Origin of the sequence: Oceanisphaera pacifica (assembly GCF_017498065.1) — a bacterium.
GTDB lineage: Bacteria > Pseudomonadota > Gammaproteobacteria > Enterobacterales > Aeromonadaceae > Oceanimonas > Oceanimonas pacifica.
The window spans coordinates 118645-137635 of sequence record NZ_JAGDFX010000005.1 but is presented as its reverse complement, the minus strand read 5'-3'; the positions used below and the strand labels follow the sequence as shown (position 1 = coordinate 137635).

Below are 18991 nucleotides of genomic sequence, written 5' to 3'. Positions count from 1 at the left end.
CGGGACTGGCGTTATCTTTCTACCTGAGAGGTAAAATCACGCTCAGCGGCACCGGTATAAAGCTGGCGCGGACGACCGATCTTCTGCTTAGGATCAGACATCATTTCATTCCAGTGTGACATCCAGCCTACAGTACGAGATAGCGCGAAAATCACGGTAAACATACTAGTAGGAATGCCTACCGCTTTTAGCACTATGCCCGAGTAGAAATCGACGTTCGGATATAGCTTGCGCTCAACAAAGTAAGGGTCAGACAGCGCAATGCGCTCTAGTTCCATGGCTACATCGAGCAGTGGATCTTCAATCTTAAGATCGTCTAACACTTCGTGACAGGTTTCACGCATCACAGTGGCTCTTGGGTCAAAGTTTTTGTAAACCCTATGACCAAAGCCCATTAAGCGGAACGGATCATCTTTGTCTTTTGCACGGGCAATAAACTCAGGAATATTTTCCACTGAACCGATTTCTTCTAGCATGTTCAAGCAGGCTTCGTTGGCACCACCGTGAGCAGGCCCCCATAGCGATGCAATGCCAGCAGCAATACAAGCGAATGGGTTAGCACCACTTGAACCGGCTAAACGCACGGTTGAGGTTGACGCGTTTTGCTCATGATCGGCATGCAAAGTAAAAATGCGATCCATGGCGCGCTCAACAATGGGGTTAACCTTATATTCTTCGCAGGGCACGGCAAACATCATTTGCAAGAAGTTAGCCGCATAGCTTAAATCGTTACGCGGATAGACAAATGGCTGACCAATTGAATATTTATAAGCCATAGCCGCAATGGTTGGCAACTTAGCGATCATACGGTGCGCAGAGGTCTCGCGATGCGTTTGATCGGTAATATCCATAGGGTCATGATAGAAGGCAGATAAGCCGGCGATCACACCACATACAATCGACATTGGGTGCGCATCACGGCGGTAACCCTTGAAGAAAGAAGACAGCTGCTCGTGCACCATAGTGTGGCGCATAATGCAGTGCTGAAACTTCTCAAATTGCTTGGCAGTAGGGGCTTCTCCGTACAGCAGCAAATAACACACTTCCAGATAATTAGCTTTTTCTGCTAATTGGTCGATAGGGTAGCCGCGGTACAACAAAATACCTTTACCACCGTCGATATAAGTAATATCAGACTGGCAAGAGGCTGTTGCCATAAAACCTGGATCGTACGTAAAGTATCCATGTGAACCTAGAGTACTGATATCAATTACATCGTAACCCGCAGTGCCAGAAGAAATCGGTAATTCAACTGGCTCCTGGCCGGGTAAATGCAGGGTGGCCTTGTTGTCAGCCATAGCACGTCTCCTTTGCTTTTTTATAATAGGTCCGTAAGTAGACATTTTTACATAGTTTAAATGAATGTTTAACTATTAATGCATCCCACGGTGCGGGCATATTGAAAACAGAACAGGGGGGTGATGTCAATTTTCCTGATGGTTTTGTGCCACTATAGCGCTCGTTGTGCGATCAAGTTTACAATTTTGGCAAATGGTTCAAGCACTTCGTTGTAATTAAAAAGTCCCCTTCATATACTGAGAGCGAAGGTATATGAGGCTGTAGTGGGGGCAATGTTAAACATATGTTTCCATTTCGTATACTTGGGCTATGTCTATATAAAACAATAACTAACGTGCTCTTTTGAGCCAAGTGGGCAAGACCGTGACTAAAAAACAGAGACCTGTAAACCTCGATCTACGGACTATTCGCCAACCTGTCGCTGCAATTTCTTCAATCCTGCACCGGGTTTCCGGCGTGATCACATTGTTCGCACTCGCCATCCTACTGTGGCTGTTAAGCTACTCTCTTTCGTCAGAAAAAGGGTTTTTAGCAGTTGTTGATATACTCGACGGTTTTATCGTCTGGTTTATTATGTGGGGTATTCTAACTGCACTAGCTTACCACATAGTCGGTGGCATCCGTCATCTCATTATGGACTTAGGCTACTGTGAAGAGTTGGAGTCGGGAGCGCTTAGTGCCAAGGTTGCATTGGGGATCACTGCAGTATTATCACTGCTAGCGGGGATAATGGTATGGTAACAAATTCTGCAAGCTTTGGCCGCAGCGGTGTACACGACTTTATGTTGTTGCGCGTTACCGCGGTTATTATGACTCTATATACCCTGTACTTGGTGGGTTTTATTGCCTTTAACGACATTACTTATGACGTGTGGGTAGGCTTTTTTGCCAAAACCTTTACCAAGGTGTTTACGCTACTGGCGCTATTAAGTGTGTTAGTTCACGCTTGGATTGGCGCTTGGCAGGTACTCTCCGACTACGTGAAGTGCGCCATGCTACGTGGTGCTGCACAGTTTGGGGTAGTGGTGTTACTGCTGGTTTATGTGATGACCGGTATCGTCGTACTGTGGGGTGTATAAGGTGACTATTAGTATTCGCGAATTTGACGCCGTGGTTATCGGCGCCGGTGGTGCAGGCATGCGTGCTGCGCTACAAATAGCAGAGTCGGGCAAAAGCTGTGCGCTCTTGTCTAAAGTATTTCCAACCCGTTCTCATACTGTATCGGCGCAAGGAGGCATTACCGTTGCATTAGGTAATACCCATGAAGATAACTGGGAATGGCACATGTACGATACCGTTAAAGGCTCCGATTATATTGGTGACCAAGACGCGATTGAGTTTATGTGTCAAACCGGGCCTGAATCGGTACTTGAGCTTGAGAAAATGGGCTTACCATTTTCAAGGCTCGATAACGGTAAAATCTACCAGCGCCCCTTTGGTGGCCAATCGCTTAACTTTGGTGGCGAGCAAGCAGCACGTACCGCTGCGGCGTCTGACCGAACCGGCCATGCGCTACTGCACACCTTGTATCAGCAAAACGTTAAGCATAAAACCACTGTGTTCTCGGAGTGGTATGCGCTTGATTTGGTGAAAAACGCCGACGGTGATGTGGTGGGTTGTACTGCCATTGATATTGAAACCGGCGACTTGGTGTACTTTAAAGCCAAGGCGACCATTTTAGCCACCGGCGGTGCGGGTCGTATTTATCAGTCGACCACCAACGCACACATTAATACCGGGGACGGCGTGGGCATGGCTTTACGTGCTGGTGTACCTGTACAAGACATGGAAATGTGGCAGTTTCACCCGACCGGTATTGCGGGCGCAGGCACCCTGGTAACGGAAGGGTGCCGTGGCGAAGGCGGCTATCTATTAAATAAAGATGGCGAGCGCTTTATGGAGCGTTATGCCCCGAATGCAAAAGACTTGGCCAGCCGCGACGTAGTGGCGCGCTCTATGATGATTGAAATTCGTGAAGGCCGCGGATGTGACGGACCTTGGGGGCCACACCTTAAGCTGAAGCTCGATCATCTTGGTAAAGACGTACTAGAGTCACGCTTGCCAGGTATTTGTGAGTTATCTCGCACCTTTGCTCACGTAGACCCTGTGGTAGAGCCAATTCCGGTTATTCCTACCTGTCACTATATGATGGGCGGCGTGCCGACCAATGTGAATGGTCAAGCGCTAACCACAGATGCTGACGGTAAAGATATCCCTGTTAAGGGCTTGTTTGCAGTGGGTGAAATTGCCTGTGTATCGGTACACGGTGCTAACCGCTTGGGCGGTAACTCGCTGCTTGACCTAGTGGTATTTGGCCGTGCTGTGGGTCGCCACTTAGTGGAAGCTTTGCAAGAGCTGAGTGACGTGAAAGACGCCACAGAAGCAGATATTGACGCAGCCATGGCGCGTTATAACCGTTGGGAAAATAACCGCGACGGTGAAGATCCGGTGCAAATTAAGAAAGACTTGCAAGAGTGCATGCAGCATAACTTTTCGGTATTCCGTGAAGGGGATGCCATGGCCGAAGGTCTGGCTGAGCTGAAGAAAATTCGCGAGCGCCTGAAAAATGCCCGCCTAGATGACACCAGCTCCGACTTTAATACTCAGCGTATTGAGTGTTTAGAGTTAGATAACCTAATGGAAACTGCCTATGCCACTGCGGTAGCGGCAAACTTCCGTACCGAAAGTCGTGGCGCTCACTCTCGATTTGACTATCCCGATCGTGATGATGAAAACTGGTTATGCCACTCCTTATACAGCCCTAACACTGAGTCTATGAGCACGCGGCCTGTGAATTTGTCACCGAATCATCGTGACGCCTTCGAGCCAAAAGCGCGGACTTACTAAGGGAAGGGGATAAAGATGCAAGTTACAATTTCAGTTTATCGTTATAACCCAGAAACCGATGCCAAGCCGTATATGAAAGACTATCAGCTTGAGGTAGCCGAAGGCTCCGACATGATGGTACTGGATGCATTGTTGGCATTAAAAGAGCAAGAGCCGAGCTTATCGTTTCGTCGCTCATGCCGCGAAGGGGTTTGTGGCTCCGATGGCATGAACATGAATGGTAAGAATGGTTTGGCCTGTATCACGCCATTATCTGATCTGCTTAAGCAGAGCAAGGATAATACGGTGGTGATCCGCCCCTTGCCTGGTTTGCCTGTAGTACGCGACTTGGTCATTGATATGACTCAGTTCTATACGCAATGGGAAAAAGTGAAGCCGTTCTTAATTGCTGATGAAAAAGTGCCACCGGCACGGGAACATCTGCAATCACCAGAGGAGCGTGCTAAGTTAGACGGGCTTTATGAGTGCATATTATGTGCTTGTTGCTCAACGGCGTGTCCTTCTTTTTGGTGGAACCCAGATAAGTTTATTGGCCCTGCAGGTTTGCTGGCTGCTTACCGCTGGTTAGCTGATAGTCGTGATACTGGTAATAATGAACGCTTGTCTGAGATGGAAGATGCTTTTAGTGTATTCCGTTGCCATGGCATTATGAACTGCGTGGATGTGTGTCCGAAAGGGCTCAACCCCACAAAAGCAATTGGTAGTATTAAGTCAATGTTATTAAAGCGGTCAGTTTAGTAGAGCCGTAGTATGAATCGCCGCCCATATTGGGCGGCGTTTACACAATGACCCAACGACAGTAGCCCTGTCGAGACGTAATAAAGGGATAAAAATGCACAATGGCGTTATGCAAGCCTGGCTGGAATCCTCTTACCTGGCCGGTGCCAATGCGACCTATGTAGAAGATTTGTACGAGGATTATCTTGCCGATCCTGAGTCGGTTCCTGAGCAGTGGCAAACCGTGTTTAACGAGTTGCCTATTCCTCAGGATGGCGTACCCGACCAGCCTCATTCACAAGTCAGAGATTACTTTCGCCGCCTTGCTAAAGACACCTCACGCTACGCCACACCGGTAAGCGACCCGCATACGGATTCGAAGCAGGTTAAAGTGCTGCAGCTGATTAACGCTTATCGTTTTCGTGGTCATCAAAATGCCACTCTAGATCCACTTAACTTGTGGGCACGTAAAGAAGTGGCCGAACTCGATCCCGCGTTTCATAACTTAACGGGCTCAGATTTAGACGCCACCTTTAACGTGGGCTCTTATGCGATTGGTCAAGAGACCATGAAGCTCAGCGACTTGGTTTCAGCGCTGAAAAAGACCTACTGTGGCTCTGTGGGTGCAGAGTATATGCACATCACCAGCACCCGCGAAAAGCGTTGGATTCAAAGCCAGCTTGAAACCGTGGTTGGCAACCCACAATTTAGCCAAGAAGATAAACTGCGCTTTTTAGATAGCCTAAGCGCGGCTGAAGGGCTAGAGAAATATTTAGGCGCAAAATTCCCAGGCGCCAAACGCTTCTCGCTTGAAGGCGGCGATGCACTCGTGCCCATGACCAAAGAGCTGATCCGACGCTTTGGTGAAAATGGCGGTAAAGAAGTGGTGATTGGCATGGCCCACCGTGGTCGTTTAAATATGCTGGTTAACGTGCTGGGTAAACGACCACAAGATTTATTTGATGCCTTTGCCGGTAAATACGACACCGAAAGTTCAGGCGACGTAAAATACCACATGGGTTTTAGCTCCGACTTTGCTACCCCAGGCGGTAACGTTCACTTAGCACTGGCCTTTAACCCCTCTCACCTAGAAATTGTAAACCCTGTGGTGATTGGCTCAGTACGAGCGCGTATGGACCGTTTATCTAACCCCGATGGTCGCCAAGTACTGCCGATTACCATTCATGGTGACTCGGCTTTTGGTGGTCAAGGTGTGGTCGCCGAAACCTTTAATATGTCGCTTACCCGTGGTTACGGGGTCGGCGGTACCGTGCGTATCGTAATTAATAACCAAGTAGGCTTTACCACCTCTAATCCGAAAGATATGCGCTCCACTGAATACTGTACCGATATTGCCAAAATGGTACAGGCGCCTATTTTCCACGTTAATGCCGATGATCCAGAAGCCGTGGTGCAAGTGACGCAATTGGCGCTAGACTATCGTAATGAATTTGGCCGTGATGTGGTGATTGACTTGGTTTGTTACCGTCGCCATGGCCACAACGAAGCTGACGAGCCCAGCGCGACTCAGCCGTTGATGTATAAAAAAATTAAACAACACCCCACGCCACGTAAAATTTACGCCGATAAGCTGATTGCCAATGGCACTATTTCAGCCGAAGACACCACAGTGATGATCAATGAATATCGTGATGCATTAGACTGTGGTGAGTGCGTGGTGAAAGAGTGGCGCTCTATGGATAAGACCACAGTAAACTGGGCTCCTTATTTGAACCATGAGTGGGACATGGAGTATGACGACAGCTACGACCTCGATAAGTTAAAATCGCTGGCCGAGCGGGTAACAAGCTACCCAGAAAGTCATACCTTGCAGCGCCAAGTTAGCCGTATTTATGATGACCGTAAATTAATGGCCCAAGGCGAAAAACTGGCGGACTGGGGCTTTGCTGAAGTGTTAGCTTATGCCACCTTGTGTGAAGATAAGTACGAAGTGCGCTTAACGGGTCAAGACTCTGGCCGAGGCACTTTCTTCCACCGTCATGCGGTATTGCATAATCAAGATGATGCCAGTACCTATACGCCACTGTGTCACTTATCTGAAGGCCAAGGTCAATTTCAGGTGTTTGACTCGGTATTAAGTGAAATGTCGGTAATGGCTTTTGAGTATGGCTATGCCACGGCTGAGCCTGACGGCTTAACCATTTGGGAAGCTCAGTTTGGTGACTTTGCCAACGGCGCCCAAGTGGTCATTGACCAGTTTGTTAGCTCAGGTGAGCAAAAGTGGGGGCGCATGTGTGGCTTAACATTGCTACTACCTCACGGTTATGAAGGTCAAGGCCCAGAGCACTCCAGTGCCCGTTTAGAGCGTTATTTGCAGTTGTGTGCTGAGCACAATATGCAAGTTGTCGCGCCTACCACACCGGCCCAGGTATTTCACATGTTGCGTCGTCAGGTCATTAGACCGATGCGTCGCCCGTTAGTGGTGATGTCACCTAAGTCATTGTTACGTCATCCGTTGGCGGTATCTGACTTAGAGACCATGGCCAGCGGCACTTTCTTGAACGCAATTGGTGAAATAGATGATCTAGATCCCAAAGGCGTGACACGAGTAGTGCTGTGCTCAGGTAAGGTGTATTACGATTTATTAGAAACAAGACGTAAGAATGAACAAACCGATGTGGCGATTGTTCGCATTGAGCAGTTATACCCTTTCCCACAAAAAGAGGTTGGTGCGATTCTTGAAGATTATCAGCATGTAACTGATTTTGTATGGTGTCAGGAAGAGCCACAAAACCAAGGCGCTTGGTATTGTAGCCAACACCATTTCCGTGCGGCTATTCCCGCAGGGGCACGTTTACGTTATGCCGGTCGAGAAGCTTCTGCTTCACCGGCTGTAGGTTATACCTCGGTACATTTACAACAACAAAAAGCACTGGTCGAAGACGCACTGACGCCGACACAAGCTTAACGCACTAAGGACATATTGATGACCATCGAAATCAAGGTTCCAGACTTACCAGAGTCCGTCGCCGATGCCACTATCGCGACTTGGCACAAACAACCTGGTGATCAGGTTGAACGTGATGAAATTATTGTTGATATTGAAACCGACAAGGTGGTACTGGAAGTACCGGCTCCAGAAGCAGGAACGCTCGAAGCGATTGTTGAAGATGAAGGGGCGACGGTTCTTAGCCAGCAATTGATTGGTAAACTAAAAGCCGGTGCGGTTGCAGGTGAAGCAACCAAAGAAAAAACCAGCTCGAACAATGACAGCAAATCGGCAGAAGACACAGAGCAAAAAGCCGATGAAAGTAACGATAATCTAAGCCCTGCGGTACGCCGTTTAGTGGCTGAGCATAATGTGGATGTGGCTAAGTTATCAGGTTCAGGTAAAGGCGGGCGCATCACTAAAGAAGATGTAGAAGCCTTTATTAAAGACGGCGGCAAAAAAGACAGCACGCCGGCACCGGTTGACCCCATTATTGCCTCGCCAGAAGAGCGCACCGAAAAGCGTGTGCCTATGAGCCGCTTGCGCAAACGTGTGGCAGAGCGCTTGTTGGAAGCGAAAAACACCACCGCTATGTTAACCACCTTTAACGAGGTGAACATGGGGCCGATTATGGCGTTGCGCAAGCAATACCAAGAGCAGTTTGAAAAACGCCACGATGTTCGTTTAGGCTTTATGTCGTTTTATGTGAAAGCGGTTGTAGAATCACTGAAGCGCTTTCCAGAAGTTAATGCTTCACTAGACGGCGATGATATTGTGTATCACAACTACTTTGATGTGAGTATTGCCGTATCCACCCCACGTGGTTTGGTGACGCCTGTGTTGCGTGACTGTGATCGCCTAAGCTTGGCTGATATTGAAAAAACCATTAAAGAGCTAGCCATTAAGGGCCGTGACGGTAAGTTGACGGTTGATGATATGACGGGCGGTAACTTTACTATCACCAATGGTGGCGTATTTGGCTCGCTGATGTCGACGCCTATTATTAACCCGCCACAAAGTGCAATTTTGGGGATGCACAAAATTGAAGACAGACCCATGGCGGTGAATGGTGAAGTAGTGATACAGCCGATGATGTATTTGGCATTGTCTTATGATCACCGTATGATTGATGGTCGAGAATCAGTGGGTTTCTTAGTCTCTATTAAAGAGCTGCTTGAAGACCCAACACGCTTGCTGTTGGATGTATAACCCATAATAATGAGGTCGAACTAAGGTTCGGCCTTTTTTTCCTCTGAACCCCAACAAAATGGAAACACAACATGAATTTGCATGAATATCAGGCAAAGAAACTGTTTGCTGACTACGGTTTGCCCGTATCAGAAGGCTATGCATGTGACAATCCACAGGAAGCAGTGGAAGCCGCCAGCAAACTTGGCGGAAGTATGTGGGTAGTTAAATGCCAGGTTCATGCCGGCGGCCGAGGTAAGGCGGGCGGTGTTAAGCTGGCAAAAACAAAAGACGAGATAAGAGAGTTTGCCGAGTTTTGGCTAGGTAAACATCTTGTGACCTATCAAACCGATGCCAAAGGGCAGCCGGTGGCTAAAATTTTGGTAGAAGCTTGTAGCAGCATAGATAAAGAGCTCTACTTAGGGGCTGTGGTCGATCGCGCTAGCCGCCGTGTCGTCTTTATGGCATCCACCGAAGGCGGGGTAGAAATAGAAAAAGTAGCACAAGAAACCCCAGAGCTTATTCACAAGGCTGCCATAGATCCATTAGTAGGACCACAGGCATATCAGGGCCGTGAATTAGCCTTTAAATTGGGGCTTGAAGGTAAGCAAATTAAACAGTTTACCCAGATTTATTTAGGCTTGGCACAGATGTTTCTAGACCGAGACTTTGCTTTGCTAGAAGTGAACCCTTTGGTGATCACCAAAGAAGGCGATTTATTATGCCTAGACGGCAAAGTGAATGTGGACTCTAATGCCATGTATCGCCAAGCCGAGCTGCAAGACATGCACGATGCCTCTCAAGACGATGCCCGCGAAGCCCATGCTGCCAAATGGGAGCTTAACTATGTGGCGCTAGACGGTAATATTGGATGCATGGTTAATGGCGCAGGTCTGGCCATGGGCACCATGGACATTGTTAACCTTAATGGCGGTGAGCCGGCTAACTTCTTAGATGTCGGTGGCGGTGCCACTAAAGAGCGTGTAACCGAAGCCTTTAAAATTATTCTCTCTGACGATAACGTAAAAGCCGTGTTGGTCAATATTTTTGGCGGCATTGTGCGTTGCGACATGATTGCCGACGGTATTATTGGTGCGGTAAAAGAAGTCGGCGTAACAGTACCCGTGGTGGTACGCCTTGAAGGCAATAATGCCGAAGCAGGCACGGCCAAGCTGGCTGAGTCTGGCCTGAATATTATTGCTGCTACTAGCTTGAGTGATGCCGCCAAGCGCGTGGTTAACGCCGCACAGGAGAAATAATTGCATGAGCATTTTGATTAATAAAGACACCAAAGTGATTTGCCAAGGCTTTACTGGCGGTCAGGGCACCTTTCATTCTGAGCAAGCCATTGAATATGGCACGCAAATGGTGGGCGGCGTTTCACCCGGCAAAGGCGGCACTACTCATTTAGGCTTGCCAGTCTTTAATACCGTGCGCGAAGCGGTAGAGGCCACCGGTGCCACCGCCACTGTGATTTATGTGCCGGCGCCTTTTTGTAAAGATGCGATTTTAGAAGCCATAGATGCCGGCATCGAGCTGATTGTGACCATTACCGAGGGCATTCCAACACTGGATATGCTGGAGGTCAAAGTGAAGCTAGAGCAAACCGGCGTGCGCATGATTGGCCCAAACTGCCCTGGGGTGATCACGCCCGGTGAGTGCAAAATTGGTATTATGCCCGGTGACATTCACCGCAAAGGGCGAGTGGGCATTATCTCGCGCTCTGGCACCTTGACCTATGAAGCGGTAAAGCAAACTACAGATGAAGGCTTTGGCCAATCGAGCTGTATCGGTATTGGTGGCGACCCTATTCCCGGTGCTAACTTTATCGATATTCTTGAGTTGTTCGAAAAAGATCCCGGCACCGAAGCCATTGTAATGATCGGGGAAATTGGTGGCACCGCCGAAGAAGAAGCCGCGGCGTACATTAAAGAACATGTCACTAAACCTGTGGTGTCTTATATTGCCGGTGTAACGGCGCCTGCAGGTAAGCGCATGGGCCATGCCGGCGCTATTATCTCGGGTGGTAAAGGCACAGCAGATGAAAAGTTTGCGGCATTAGAAGATGCCGGTGTTAAAACCGTGCGTTCACTGGCCGATATTGGCAGTGCACTGCGTGAAGTGACCGGCTGGTAAGTACAGGTTTTCGACTGTACTAAGTTTTTAGCTGCCAGTTAATGTTAACGCCCCATACTGTTAAACAGTATGGGGCGTTTCTCTTTTGTCGGGATGCCTTTAAAAAAGTTCGCTTTATCGCATGATCTAGATCAATTAATCTAATTATTGATGTTTATTAACATTTTGTTTATTTTAGAATGACTTACTGTAATGTTATCTGAGATTAAAAATAATGCGCAACCTTTCTTTAAACTGGAAGATTATTATTCCGCTTCTAGTGACATTTATTTTGGTATTTATCTTGTGCTTTATTGTATCTACCAAATTGCAACGTACCTTGGTGTTAACATTAGCAGAAGAGAAAATAGAAACGACCGCTAATCTGTATATGGATCAGCTCAATGTGCTTATGGAAAACGGCGTGATCCATAAGCGGAAAATAGTACAAGATAAAGTGCAAGAAGAGCTGGGCATTCAACAAGCTCGGGTCATACGTGCGCCGGCTGTGAGTAATATCTTTGGCCCAGGTGCTGCGGATCAGGGCATAGAGGACGATCTTGACCGACGAGCCATTGAACAAGGCGAAACCGTATTAGATTTACACTTAGATGATAAAATCCCCAGCCTTACTTTAGTTAAACCTTATAAAGCATTTAAAGAATATAGAGGCACGGCCTGTTTACAATGTCATGTGGTGGATGAAGGCACGGTAATGGGCGCGGTGCGTATTAGTTATGACTTAAGTGATACCTTTGGCCAAATTCATAATAATAACTTGCGTCTTGGCGGCGTATTATTAGTGGTGATGTTATTAGCCGGTATTTTATTATGGTTAATTCAAAATCATTATCTTAAAAATCCGATTTTGAATATTAGTCAGCGCCTACAAGAGTTTTCCAAAAATCGCGATTTAACATCACGCCTAGTACCCATGGGTAACGATGAACTGGGTGGCTTGGTGGTGTCGGTTAATGGCATGCTCAGCAGCTTTCAACATAGCTTGCGGGAAGTACAAGAAGTAACCGGGCGAATTTATAGTGCGGCGGATCAAATTCAACAAGGGGCGGAACAAACAGACAGTTCGGTAAAAGCCCAAGATCAAGAAACCGCACTCATTGCCACAGCCGTTAATGAAATGGAAGCTTCAGCGCAAGAAGTGCGAGAAAATGCGCGACTCACTGCCGAAACTTCTGAACAAAGTAATACCTTTGCCATGACCGCCAATGAGCAAGCGCAAGTGGCCGTGGCGGGCATAGAAGAGCTGAGTGGTGAAATTGGCCGTATTGACCGTGTGGTGCGTACCTTAGATGATCGCTGTAACCAAGTAGACCATGTTATGGATATGATCAAAGGCATTGCTGAGCAAACCAATTTGCTGGCGCTTAACGCCGCCATTGAAGCGGCACGGGCGGGAGAGTCAGGCCGAGGCTTTGCAGTGGTGGCCGATGAAGTGCGTACGCTATCATTGCGCACTCAGCAATCGGCACAAGAAATTACCGACATGATCCACTTACTACAAAGCGAAGCTAAAGAAGCGGTATTGGCCATTGAAAAGGCAGAAGGGCAAGCGGTGAGCAGTGTGTCTAGCACCCAAGCCGCCATGGCGTCTTTACAAGACATAGTAGAGCAGGTGCAGCGCATTAATGAGTTAAATGCGTTAGTGGCTACCTCGTCTAACGAGCAAAGCTCTGTGTGTGCTGAGGTAAGTTACAATATTACGCGGGTGCGTGACTCTTCAGGTGAGACCTTAATGCAATCCACTGCGGCGGCCAAAGCCAGCTTGCAGTTAGTGGAAGAATGTAAGGTGTTAGAGGACATGATCAATCACTACCGCTTGCAAAACTAAGCCTAAACAAGCACCTGTGTCCGGTGCTAAGCATTAGCTAACATAAAAACACCGAGCCTAATAAGCTCGGTGTTTTTATGTTGAAAGACGGTAAAGGGCAATAAGCTTGAAGCTGAAAGCGAGAAGAAATACATGTGTTTTATTTTTCAGGCTTCTAGCTTATCGCTGACAGCTATTTTTAAGGCTTACTCTTTCCCTAAATAGTTAGCACGAACATCAGCCCAGCTGTCTGCTTCAGTTACCCTTAATACTTGCTGAGATATTTGCGCTCTAATCGGGCTACCATCGGGCAGCGCCAAGGCATAAAGCTGTTTATCAAACACCCCCGGCAGTACTGTTAATGGGCTGTTTTGCTGCATATTTCGATACAGCATCAAGGCACGGTCATACACAATGGCGTCGGTTTCGCCTTTACTTACCGACTCTATAGCAGCAGTTAAATTGGGGTAAAGCTGATAGCGAATCCGCTCTTCTTCTAAATAACGCTGGCTGGCAGTCTCATTAATGGTGGCCACTAACTTACCTGGTAAGTCATTTGCACTTTGAATTCCTACTCGCAAATTATTAACCGTTAACGAGCTGGTTATTGCCGCGGTAAAACTGGCCACCACTATCATGCCGGCAAACATCCATACCAAACCAATTACACGGCCAGCGAATGAGGTGGGTGCTTTGTCACCGTAGCCGACTGTGGTCATAGTAACGGCGGCCCACCAAAAGCTGGCGCCAATGCCTTGTGCCGCAGAGCCACCAAATTGCTCTGGGTTATGGCGACGCTCGGCCAGCCATAATAAAAAGCCTGCACCTAATAATAAGGCGGCAAGACCTAATACCACGCTTAAAAACTGCCAGCTTAAAAAAGCTTTTATACTGCTAAAAATGGTATTTTCTGGCACTTTAGGAATCGCGATAGAGAGTCCGGTTTGATAAAAAGGATGCGTAAAGTCAAATCGAGCATCGCGATCGGCGGTCATGGTTAACGCCCCCACCGCCACATCAATATCTCCGGCTTCTACCGCATCTAATAGCTCGCCAAAGGCCATGGGCTGCCATTCATACTCGCGTTCCATGCCTTGTGCTATGTCTTCCCATAACTCAATGCTAATGCCCTCCCAACGGCCGTCTTCGGTTTTCATAACAAAGGGGGGCACTTCAGTAATACCAATTTTTAGTGGCGCTTGCGCCTGAACCTGACTACTTAATCCAGCAATCAGCAATAAGGTATAAAAGGTGATTTTTTTTAGCATAGTTTGGCCTTAGTGTTGGCTTGTTTCAGTGGTAATAATAGTTAAAAATACCCACTTTTCGATGTGGAATAGGTAAATTTATAATTCAGTTTGAATTATAAAGGGCAACCAATATGGCTCTTAATGGCGGTTATTTACTCAACGCGGCTAATTAGCTCACCATCGGCAAGGCGTGTGGTAATAGTATCGCCGCTATTCACTTGCTTGGTGCTGGTTAATACGCTTTCTTGATGCAATGTAATGCTATAGCCTCGCGAAAGAGTGGCAAGTGGGCTCATGGCATTAAGGCGTGTGCTGGCAATTGCTAATTGATGAGCCCGCTCATCCATTTTAGTTTTTAATTGCGCGCTTAGGCGTTGCTGTAACTCTGCCAGTTGAGTGCGGCGCTGTTGTAATTGTGTGGCAGGGTGCTGGTGTTGCAAACGTAGCTTATTATGGCCTAGGCGCTGTTGTGCATGGGCTAGGCGTTGCATAACAGCGCGCTGCAAGCGGGCTTGTAGCTGATCTAATTGTTGCGTCTGCTGTTGCAGCTGCTGGCGTGGGTTTTGTAATTGTAACCGCGCATTTAGGCGAGCAAGCTGTTGGCTGAGCTGTGTGAGGTAACGGCGCTTAGCCTGTTGCAGGCGCTGTTGCCATTCCTGATATTGCATTTGCTGGGCTTGTGCATCGCGACTAATCAGCTCTGCTGCGGCAGAAGGGGTGGGCGCACGCAAATCGGCCACAAAATCCGTTAAGGTAAAGTCGACCTCATGGCCGACGGCGCTGACTACTGGTAACTGCGAGGCGCTAATGGCGCGCACTAACTGCTCGTTATTAAAGCCCCATAAATCTTCTAATGCGCCGCCACCGCGCGCTACAATTAAGAGATCGGTTTCATTGCGCCGATTAGCCACGGCTAAGGCCGATATTAACTGATTAGGCGCCTGCTCACCTTGTACTTGGCTTGGGTAAATAATGACCTGTATATGCGGAGCACGGCGTGCCAGCACAGTTAAAATATCTTGTAGAGCCGCGCCGGTAGGGGAGCTAATAATGCCCACCCGTGTTGGGTGGGGCGGTAAGGGTTGTTTGCGCTCAGTATCAAATAGCCCCTCAGCCGTTAATTGCTGCTTAAGGGCTTCATATTGTTGTTTAAGTAGGCCATCGCCAGCCGCTGTCATGGTACTGGCCACTAGCTGATAATCACCTCTTGGTTCATAAAGGGTGATTTTGCCAACAATCAGTACCTGATCGCCGTTTTTCGGACGAAATGCCACGCGTTGGTTATTACCACGAAACATGGCACAACGCAGCTGAGACTGATTATCTTTAACAGAAAAGTACCAATGCCCTGAACTGGGGGTGGCTAAGTTAGAAATTTCTCCACTTAATGCCACCTTATTCATTTCACCTTCAAGCAATAAGCGAGCCTGTCGGTTTAGCCGAGTGACGGTATAGACGTTTGTTGACTTATCTTGCTGCAAAATGGCCTCTGATGAGTACTTTTGTGTAAAGGGTAAGCGTTTTAGCGCTATTTTGCGCTTAATTCAACAAAATAACAAAAATAGCTTTACCCCAAGGGCCAACATGCCTAAAATTCTACTGCAATATTTTTACCCCCCAACTATGGTGAATATTGCAATGCTTAGGATTAAACAAGACGCCTTAACTTTCGACGATGTACTGCTAGTTCCTGCCCATTCTTCTGTACTGCCGAACACGGCTGATTTACGCACCCGCTTAACAAAAGACATTACGCTTAATATCCCCATTGTTTCTGCTGCCATGGACACCATTACCGAAGCTGGCTTAGCTATCGCCTTAGCCCAAGAGGGCGGCATTGGTTTTATCCATAAAAACATGTCTATAGAAGCCCAAGCGGCGCAAGTACGCAAAGTGAAAAAATTTGAAAGCGGCATGGTGTCTGATCCCATTACCGTTCGTCCAGACATGACCATTGGTGAAGTGCGTGAACAAACTCGCATTAACGGCTTTGCCGGTTATCCGGTTGTGACTGCTAATGGCGATTTAGTGGGCATTATTACCAGCCGAGATATGCGCTTTGTGCAAGACATGAGCAAGCGTGTTGAACAAGTGATGACCCAAAAAGATCGCTTAGTTACCGTTGGTAGCGGTGCTTCACGAGACAATGTACAAGCGCTGATGCAGCAACACCGCATAGAAAAAGTGCTAGTGGTGAACAATCAAGGCCAGCTGACCGGCATGATCAGTGCCAAAGACTTCCAAAAAGCGGAAAGTAAACCCGACGCCTGTAAAGATTCCCAAGGTCGCTTACGTGTTGGTGCCGCTGTAGGTGCCGCACCAGGTAACGAAGAGCGCATTCAAGCCTTAGTGGATGCTGGGTTAGATGTTTTGCTTATCGACTCTTCACATGGACACTCAGAAGGCGTACTCGAGCGCATTCGTGAAACCCGTCAAGCCTTTCCTGACTTAGCCATTGTGGGTGGTAACGTTGCCACGGCGGCTGGGGCGCTAGCGTTAGCTAAAGCAGGCGCCAGTGCCGTTAAAGTGGGCATTGGCCCCGGCTCTATTTGTACCACCCGTATTGTCACCGGTTGTGGTGTGCCGCAAATTACGGCGGTGGCCGATGCCGTTGAAGCGCTTAAAGACTTAGATGTGCCTGTGATTGCCGATGGTGGCATTCGCTTTTCTGGTGATATTTCTAAAGCCTTAGCCGCCGGCGCAAACTGCGTCATGATGGGCTCTATGTTTGCCGGAACCGAAGAATCTCCCGGTGAAATAGAATTATTCCAAGGTCGCTCTTTTAAGTCGTACCGTGGTATGGGATCCTTAGGCGCCATGAGTAAAGGTTCAAGCGACCGTTACTTTCAAACGGACAATGCCGCCGATAAATTAGTACCGGAAGGCATTGAAGGTCGCGTTCCTTACAAAGGTAAGTTAAAAGAAGTAATCCATCAGCAAATGGGCGGTTTACGCAGTGCCATGGGCTTAACAGGCAGCGCAACCATAGATTGTCTGCGCACCAAAGCAGAATTTGTTAAGATATCTGGCGCAGGTATTCAAGAGTCACACGTGCACGATGTTACTATCACCAAGGAAGCCCCTAACTACCGGTTAGGTTAATCCAAAAAATGCAGTCAACGGGGGAGCCTTCCCCCGTTTTCTATTGCCGCCGTTTTTAGGTGGCCTTGTACTAAGACAAGACGCAATGAGTAGGAAAACGATGACCAATAATATTCATGATAACCGGATCCTGATCCTAGATTTCGGTTCACAATACACGCAACTGGTTGCCCGCCGCGTTCGGGAGTTGGGTGTTTATTGTGAGCTGTGGGCATGGGACGTAACGGAAGAAAAAATTCGCGACTTTAAGCCCAATGGCATTATTTTGTCTGGTGGTCCCGAGTCCGTTACCGAGCCTAATAGCCCTAGAGCGCCACAGTATGTATTTGAAGCAGGCGTGCCGGTATTGGGTATTTGCTATGGTATGCAGACCATGGCAGAGCAACTGGGTGGGTCGGTTGCTGGGTCTAAACAGCGCGAATTTGGGTATGCCCAAGTACAACGCGTGGCTAACAGTGGCTTGCTAACCAATATTGAAGATGCCATTGATAATAGCGGCCAACCATTGCTAGACGTATGGATGAGTCATGGCGACAAGGTTGTGGCCTTGCCAGACGGGTTTGAAAAAACAGCTCAAACCGCCAGCTGCCCCTTTGCCGCGATGGCTGATGAAGAGCGTAAGTTTTATGGCTTACAGTTTCACCCAGAAGTCACCCACACGCGCCAAGGCTCACGCATGTTAGAGCACTTTGTTCGTGATGCTTGTGGTTGTGAAGCACTGTGGACGCCCGCGACCATTATTGATGACGCGGTTGAGCGCATTCGTGAGCAAGTCGGCAACGACAAAGTGTTACTAGGTTTGTCGGGCGGCGTTGACTCGTCTGTGACCGCTATGCTGTTGCACCGAGCAATTGGCTCACAGCTGACTTGTGTCTTCGTTGATAACGGATTATTGCGTTTAAACGAAGCCGATCAAGTGATGGAAATGTTTGGTGATAAATTTGGCCTAAACATTATTCACGTTCCCGCAGAAGACCGTTTCTTATCGGCTCTAGCCGGTGAAGATGAGCCAGAAGCTAAGCGTAAGATCATTGGCCGTGTGTTTATTGAAGTATTTGACGGCGAAGCCAGCAAGATCAAAGACGTGAAATGGTTAGCTCAGGGAACTATTTACCCAGACATTATTGAGTCTGCTGGCGCCGGTACGGGTAAAGCACACGTAATTAAATCTCACCACAACGTTGGTGGCCTACCAGAAGACATGGAAATGGGTCTGGTTGAACCGCTAAAAGAGTTGTTTAAAGACGAAGTGCGCCGCATTGGTCTAGAACTTGGCCTGCCATACGACATGCTCTATCGCCATCCTTTCCCAGGGCCTGGCTTAGGTGTGCGCGTATTGGGTGAGGTGAAAAAAGAGTATTGTGATCTGCTGCGCCGTGCCGATGCTATCTTTATTGAAGAGCTGCACAAGCACGACTTGTATAACAAAGTCAGCCAAGCTTTCACTGTATTCTTGCCAGTACGCTCTGTGGGTGTAATGGGCGATGCTCGTAAATACGACTGGGTAGTATCACTACGCGCCGTAGAAACCATCGACTTTATGACTGCACACTGGGCACACTTGCCTTACGACTTCTTAGGTCATGTCTCTAATCGTATTATCAACGAAATTGAAGGCATTTCTCGCGTCGTTTACGATATCTCAGGCAAGCCACCTGCGACTATCGAGTGGGAATAATCAGCAAGCCTGAATAA

The 18991-nt window shown here is 48.0% G+C and carries 14 protein-coding genes; 11 read left to right on the top strand and 3 right to left on the bottom strand.

Annotation, left to right across the window (positions count from 1 at the left end; genetic code table 11):
- Positions 1-11 precede the first annotated feature (11 nt).
- Entirely contained in the window at positions 12-1298 is a 1287-nt protein-coding gene (locus J3U76_RS05740; RefSeq protein WP_208004961.1) for a citrate synthase, read from the bottom strand.
- A 352-nt stretch (positions 1299-1650) separates the two neighbouring features.
- Here J3U76_RS05740 and sdhC point away from each other — a divergent pair, with 352 nt between their 5' ends.
- The 9 genes from sdhC to J3U76_RS05695 all read left to right on the top strand — a co-directional run bounded on the left by sdhC (position 1651) and on the right by J3U76_RS05695 (position 12965).
- Entirely contained in the window at positions 1651-2040 is a 390-nt protein-coding gene (sdhC, locus tag J3U76_RS05735) for a succinate dehydrogenase cytochrome b556 subunit (RefSeq protein ID WP_208005027.1), read from the top strand.
- Positions 2034-2378, top strand: coding sequence for a succinate dehydrogenase, hydrophobic membrane anchor protein (sdhD, locus tag J3U76_RS05730; RefSeq protein ID WP_208004960.1), 345 nt, complete (start codon positions 2034-2036; stop codon positions 2376-2378). Before sdhC ends, sdhD begins: the two co-directional genes overlap by 7 nt.
- 1 nt (position 2379) lies before the next feature.
- Entirely contained in the window at positions 2380-4146 is a 1767-nt protein-coding gene (gene sdhA / locus J3U76_RS05725; RefSeq protein ID WP_208004959.1) for a succinate dehydrogenase flavoprotein subunit, read from the top strand.
- Positions 4147-4161: 15 nt separating this feature from the next.
- The gene (locus J3U76_RS05720; protein WP_208004958.1) at positions 4162-4884 is read left to right on the top strand and encodes a succinate dehydrogenase iron-sulfur subunit; all 723 of its coding nucleotides are present in this window, start codon (positions 4162-4164) and stop codon (positions 4882-4884) included.
- A 94-nt stretch (positions 4885-4978) separates the two neighbouring features.
- Entirely contained in the window at positions 4979-7792 is a 2814-nt protein-coding gene (gene sucA / locus J3U76_RS05715; protein WP_208004957.1) for a 2-oxoglutarate dehydrogenase E1 component, read from the top strand.
- Between the two features lie 18 nt (positions 7793-7810).
- Entirely contained in the window at positions 7811-9022 is a 1212-nt protein-coding gene (gene odhB, locus J3U76_RS05710; RefSeq protein WP_208004956.1) for a 2-oxoglutarate dehydrogenase complex dihydrolipoyllysine-residue succinyltransferase, read from the top strand.
- 71 nt (positions 9023-9093) lie between these two features.
- On the top strand, positions 9094-10260 hold the full coding sequence (gene sucC, locus J3U76_RS05705; RefSeq protein WP_208004955.1) for an ADP-forming succinate--CoA ligase subunit beta: 1167 nt from the start codon (positions 9094-9096) through the stop codon (positions 10258-10260).
- Between the two features lie 4 nt (positions 10261-10264).
- Positions 10265-11137, top strand: coding sequence for a succinate--CoA ligase subunit alpha (sucD, locus tag J3U76_RS05700; protein WP_208004954.1), 873 nt, complete (start codon positions 10265-10267; stop codon positions 11135-11137).
- 214 nt (positions 11138-11351) lie between these two features.
- Positions 11352-12965 (top strand): methyl-accepting chemotaxis protein, encoded by a 1614-nt coding sequence (locus tag J3U76_RS05695; protein WP_208004953.1) that lies wholly within the window; start codon positions 11352-11354, stop codon positions 12963-12965.
- A 185-nt stretch (positions 12966-13150) separates the two neighbouring features.
- Here J3U76_RS05695 and J3U76_RS05690 read toward each other — a convergent pair whose 3' ends face one another.
- A complete protein-coding gene (locus J3U76_RS05690) occupies positions 13151-14212 on the bottom strand; it encodes a transporter substrate-binding domain-containing protein (RefSeq protein WP_208004952.1) in 1062 nt (353 codons plus the stop codon).
- A 134-nt stretch (positions 14213-14346) separates the two neighbouring features.
- Positions 14347-15675: an exodeoxyribonuclease VII large subunit gene (xseA, locus tag J3U76_RS05685; RefSeq protein WP_208004951.1), complete on the bottom strand. Its 1329-nt coding sequence runs from the start codon at positions 15673-15675 to the stop codon at positions 14347-14349.
- 157 nt (positions 15676-15832) lie between these two features.
- Between xseA and guaB the strand changes: the two genes are divergently transcribed.
- The gene (guaB, locus tag J3U76_RS05680) at positions 15833-17296 is read left to right on the top strand and encodes an IMP dehydrogenase (RefSeq protein WP_208004950.1); all 1464 of its coding nucleotides are present in this window, start codon (positions 15833-15835) and stop codon (positions 17294-17296) included.
- Positions 17297-17396: 100 nt separating this feature from the next.
- Positions 17397-18974: a glutamine-hydrolyzing GMP synthase gene (gene guaA / locus J3U76_RS05675; protein ID WP_208004949.1), complete on the top strand. Its 1578-nt coding sequence runs from the start codon at positions 17397-17399 to the stop codon at positions 18972-18974.
- Positions 18975-18991: the final 17 nt, after the last annotated feature.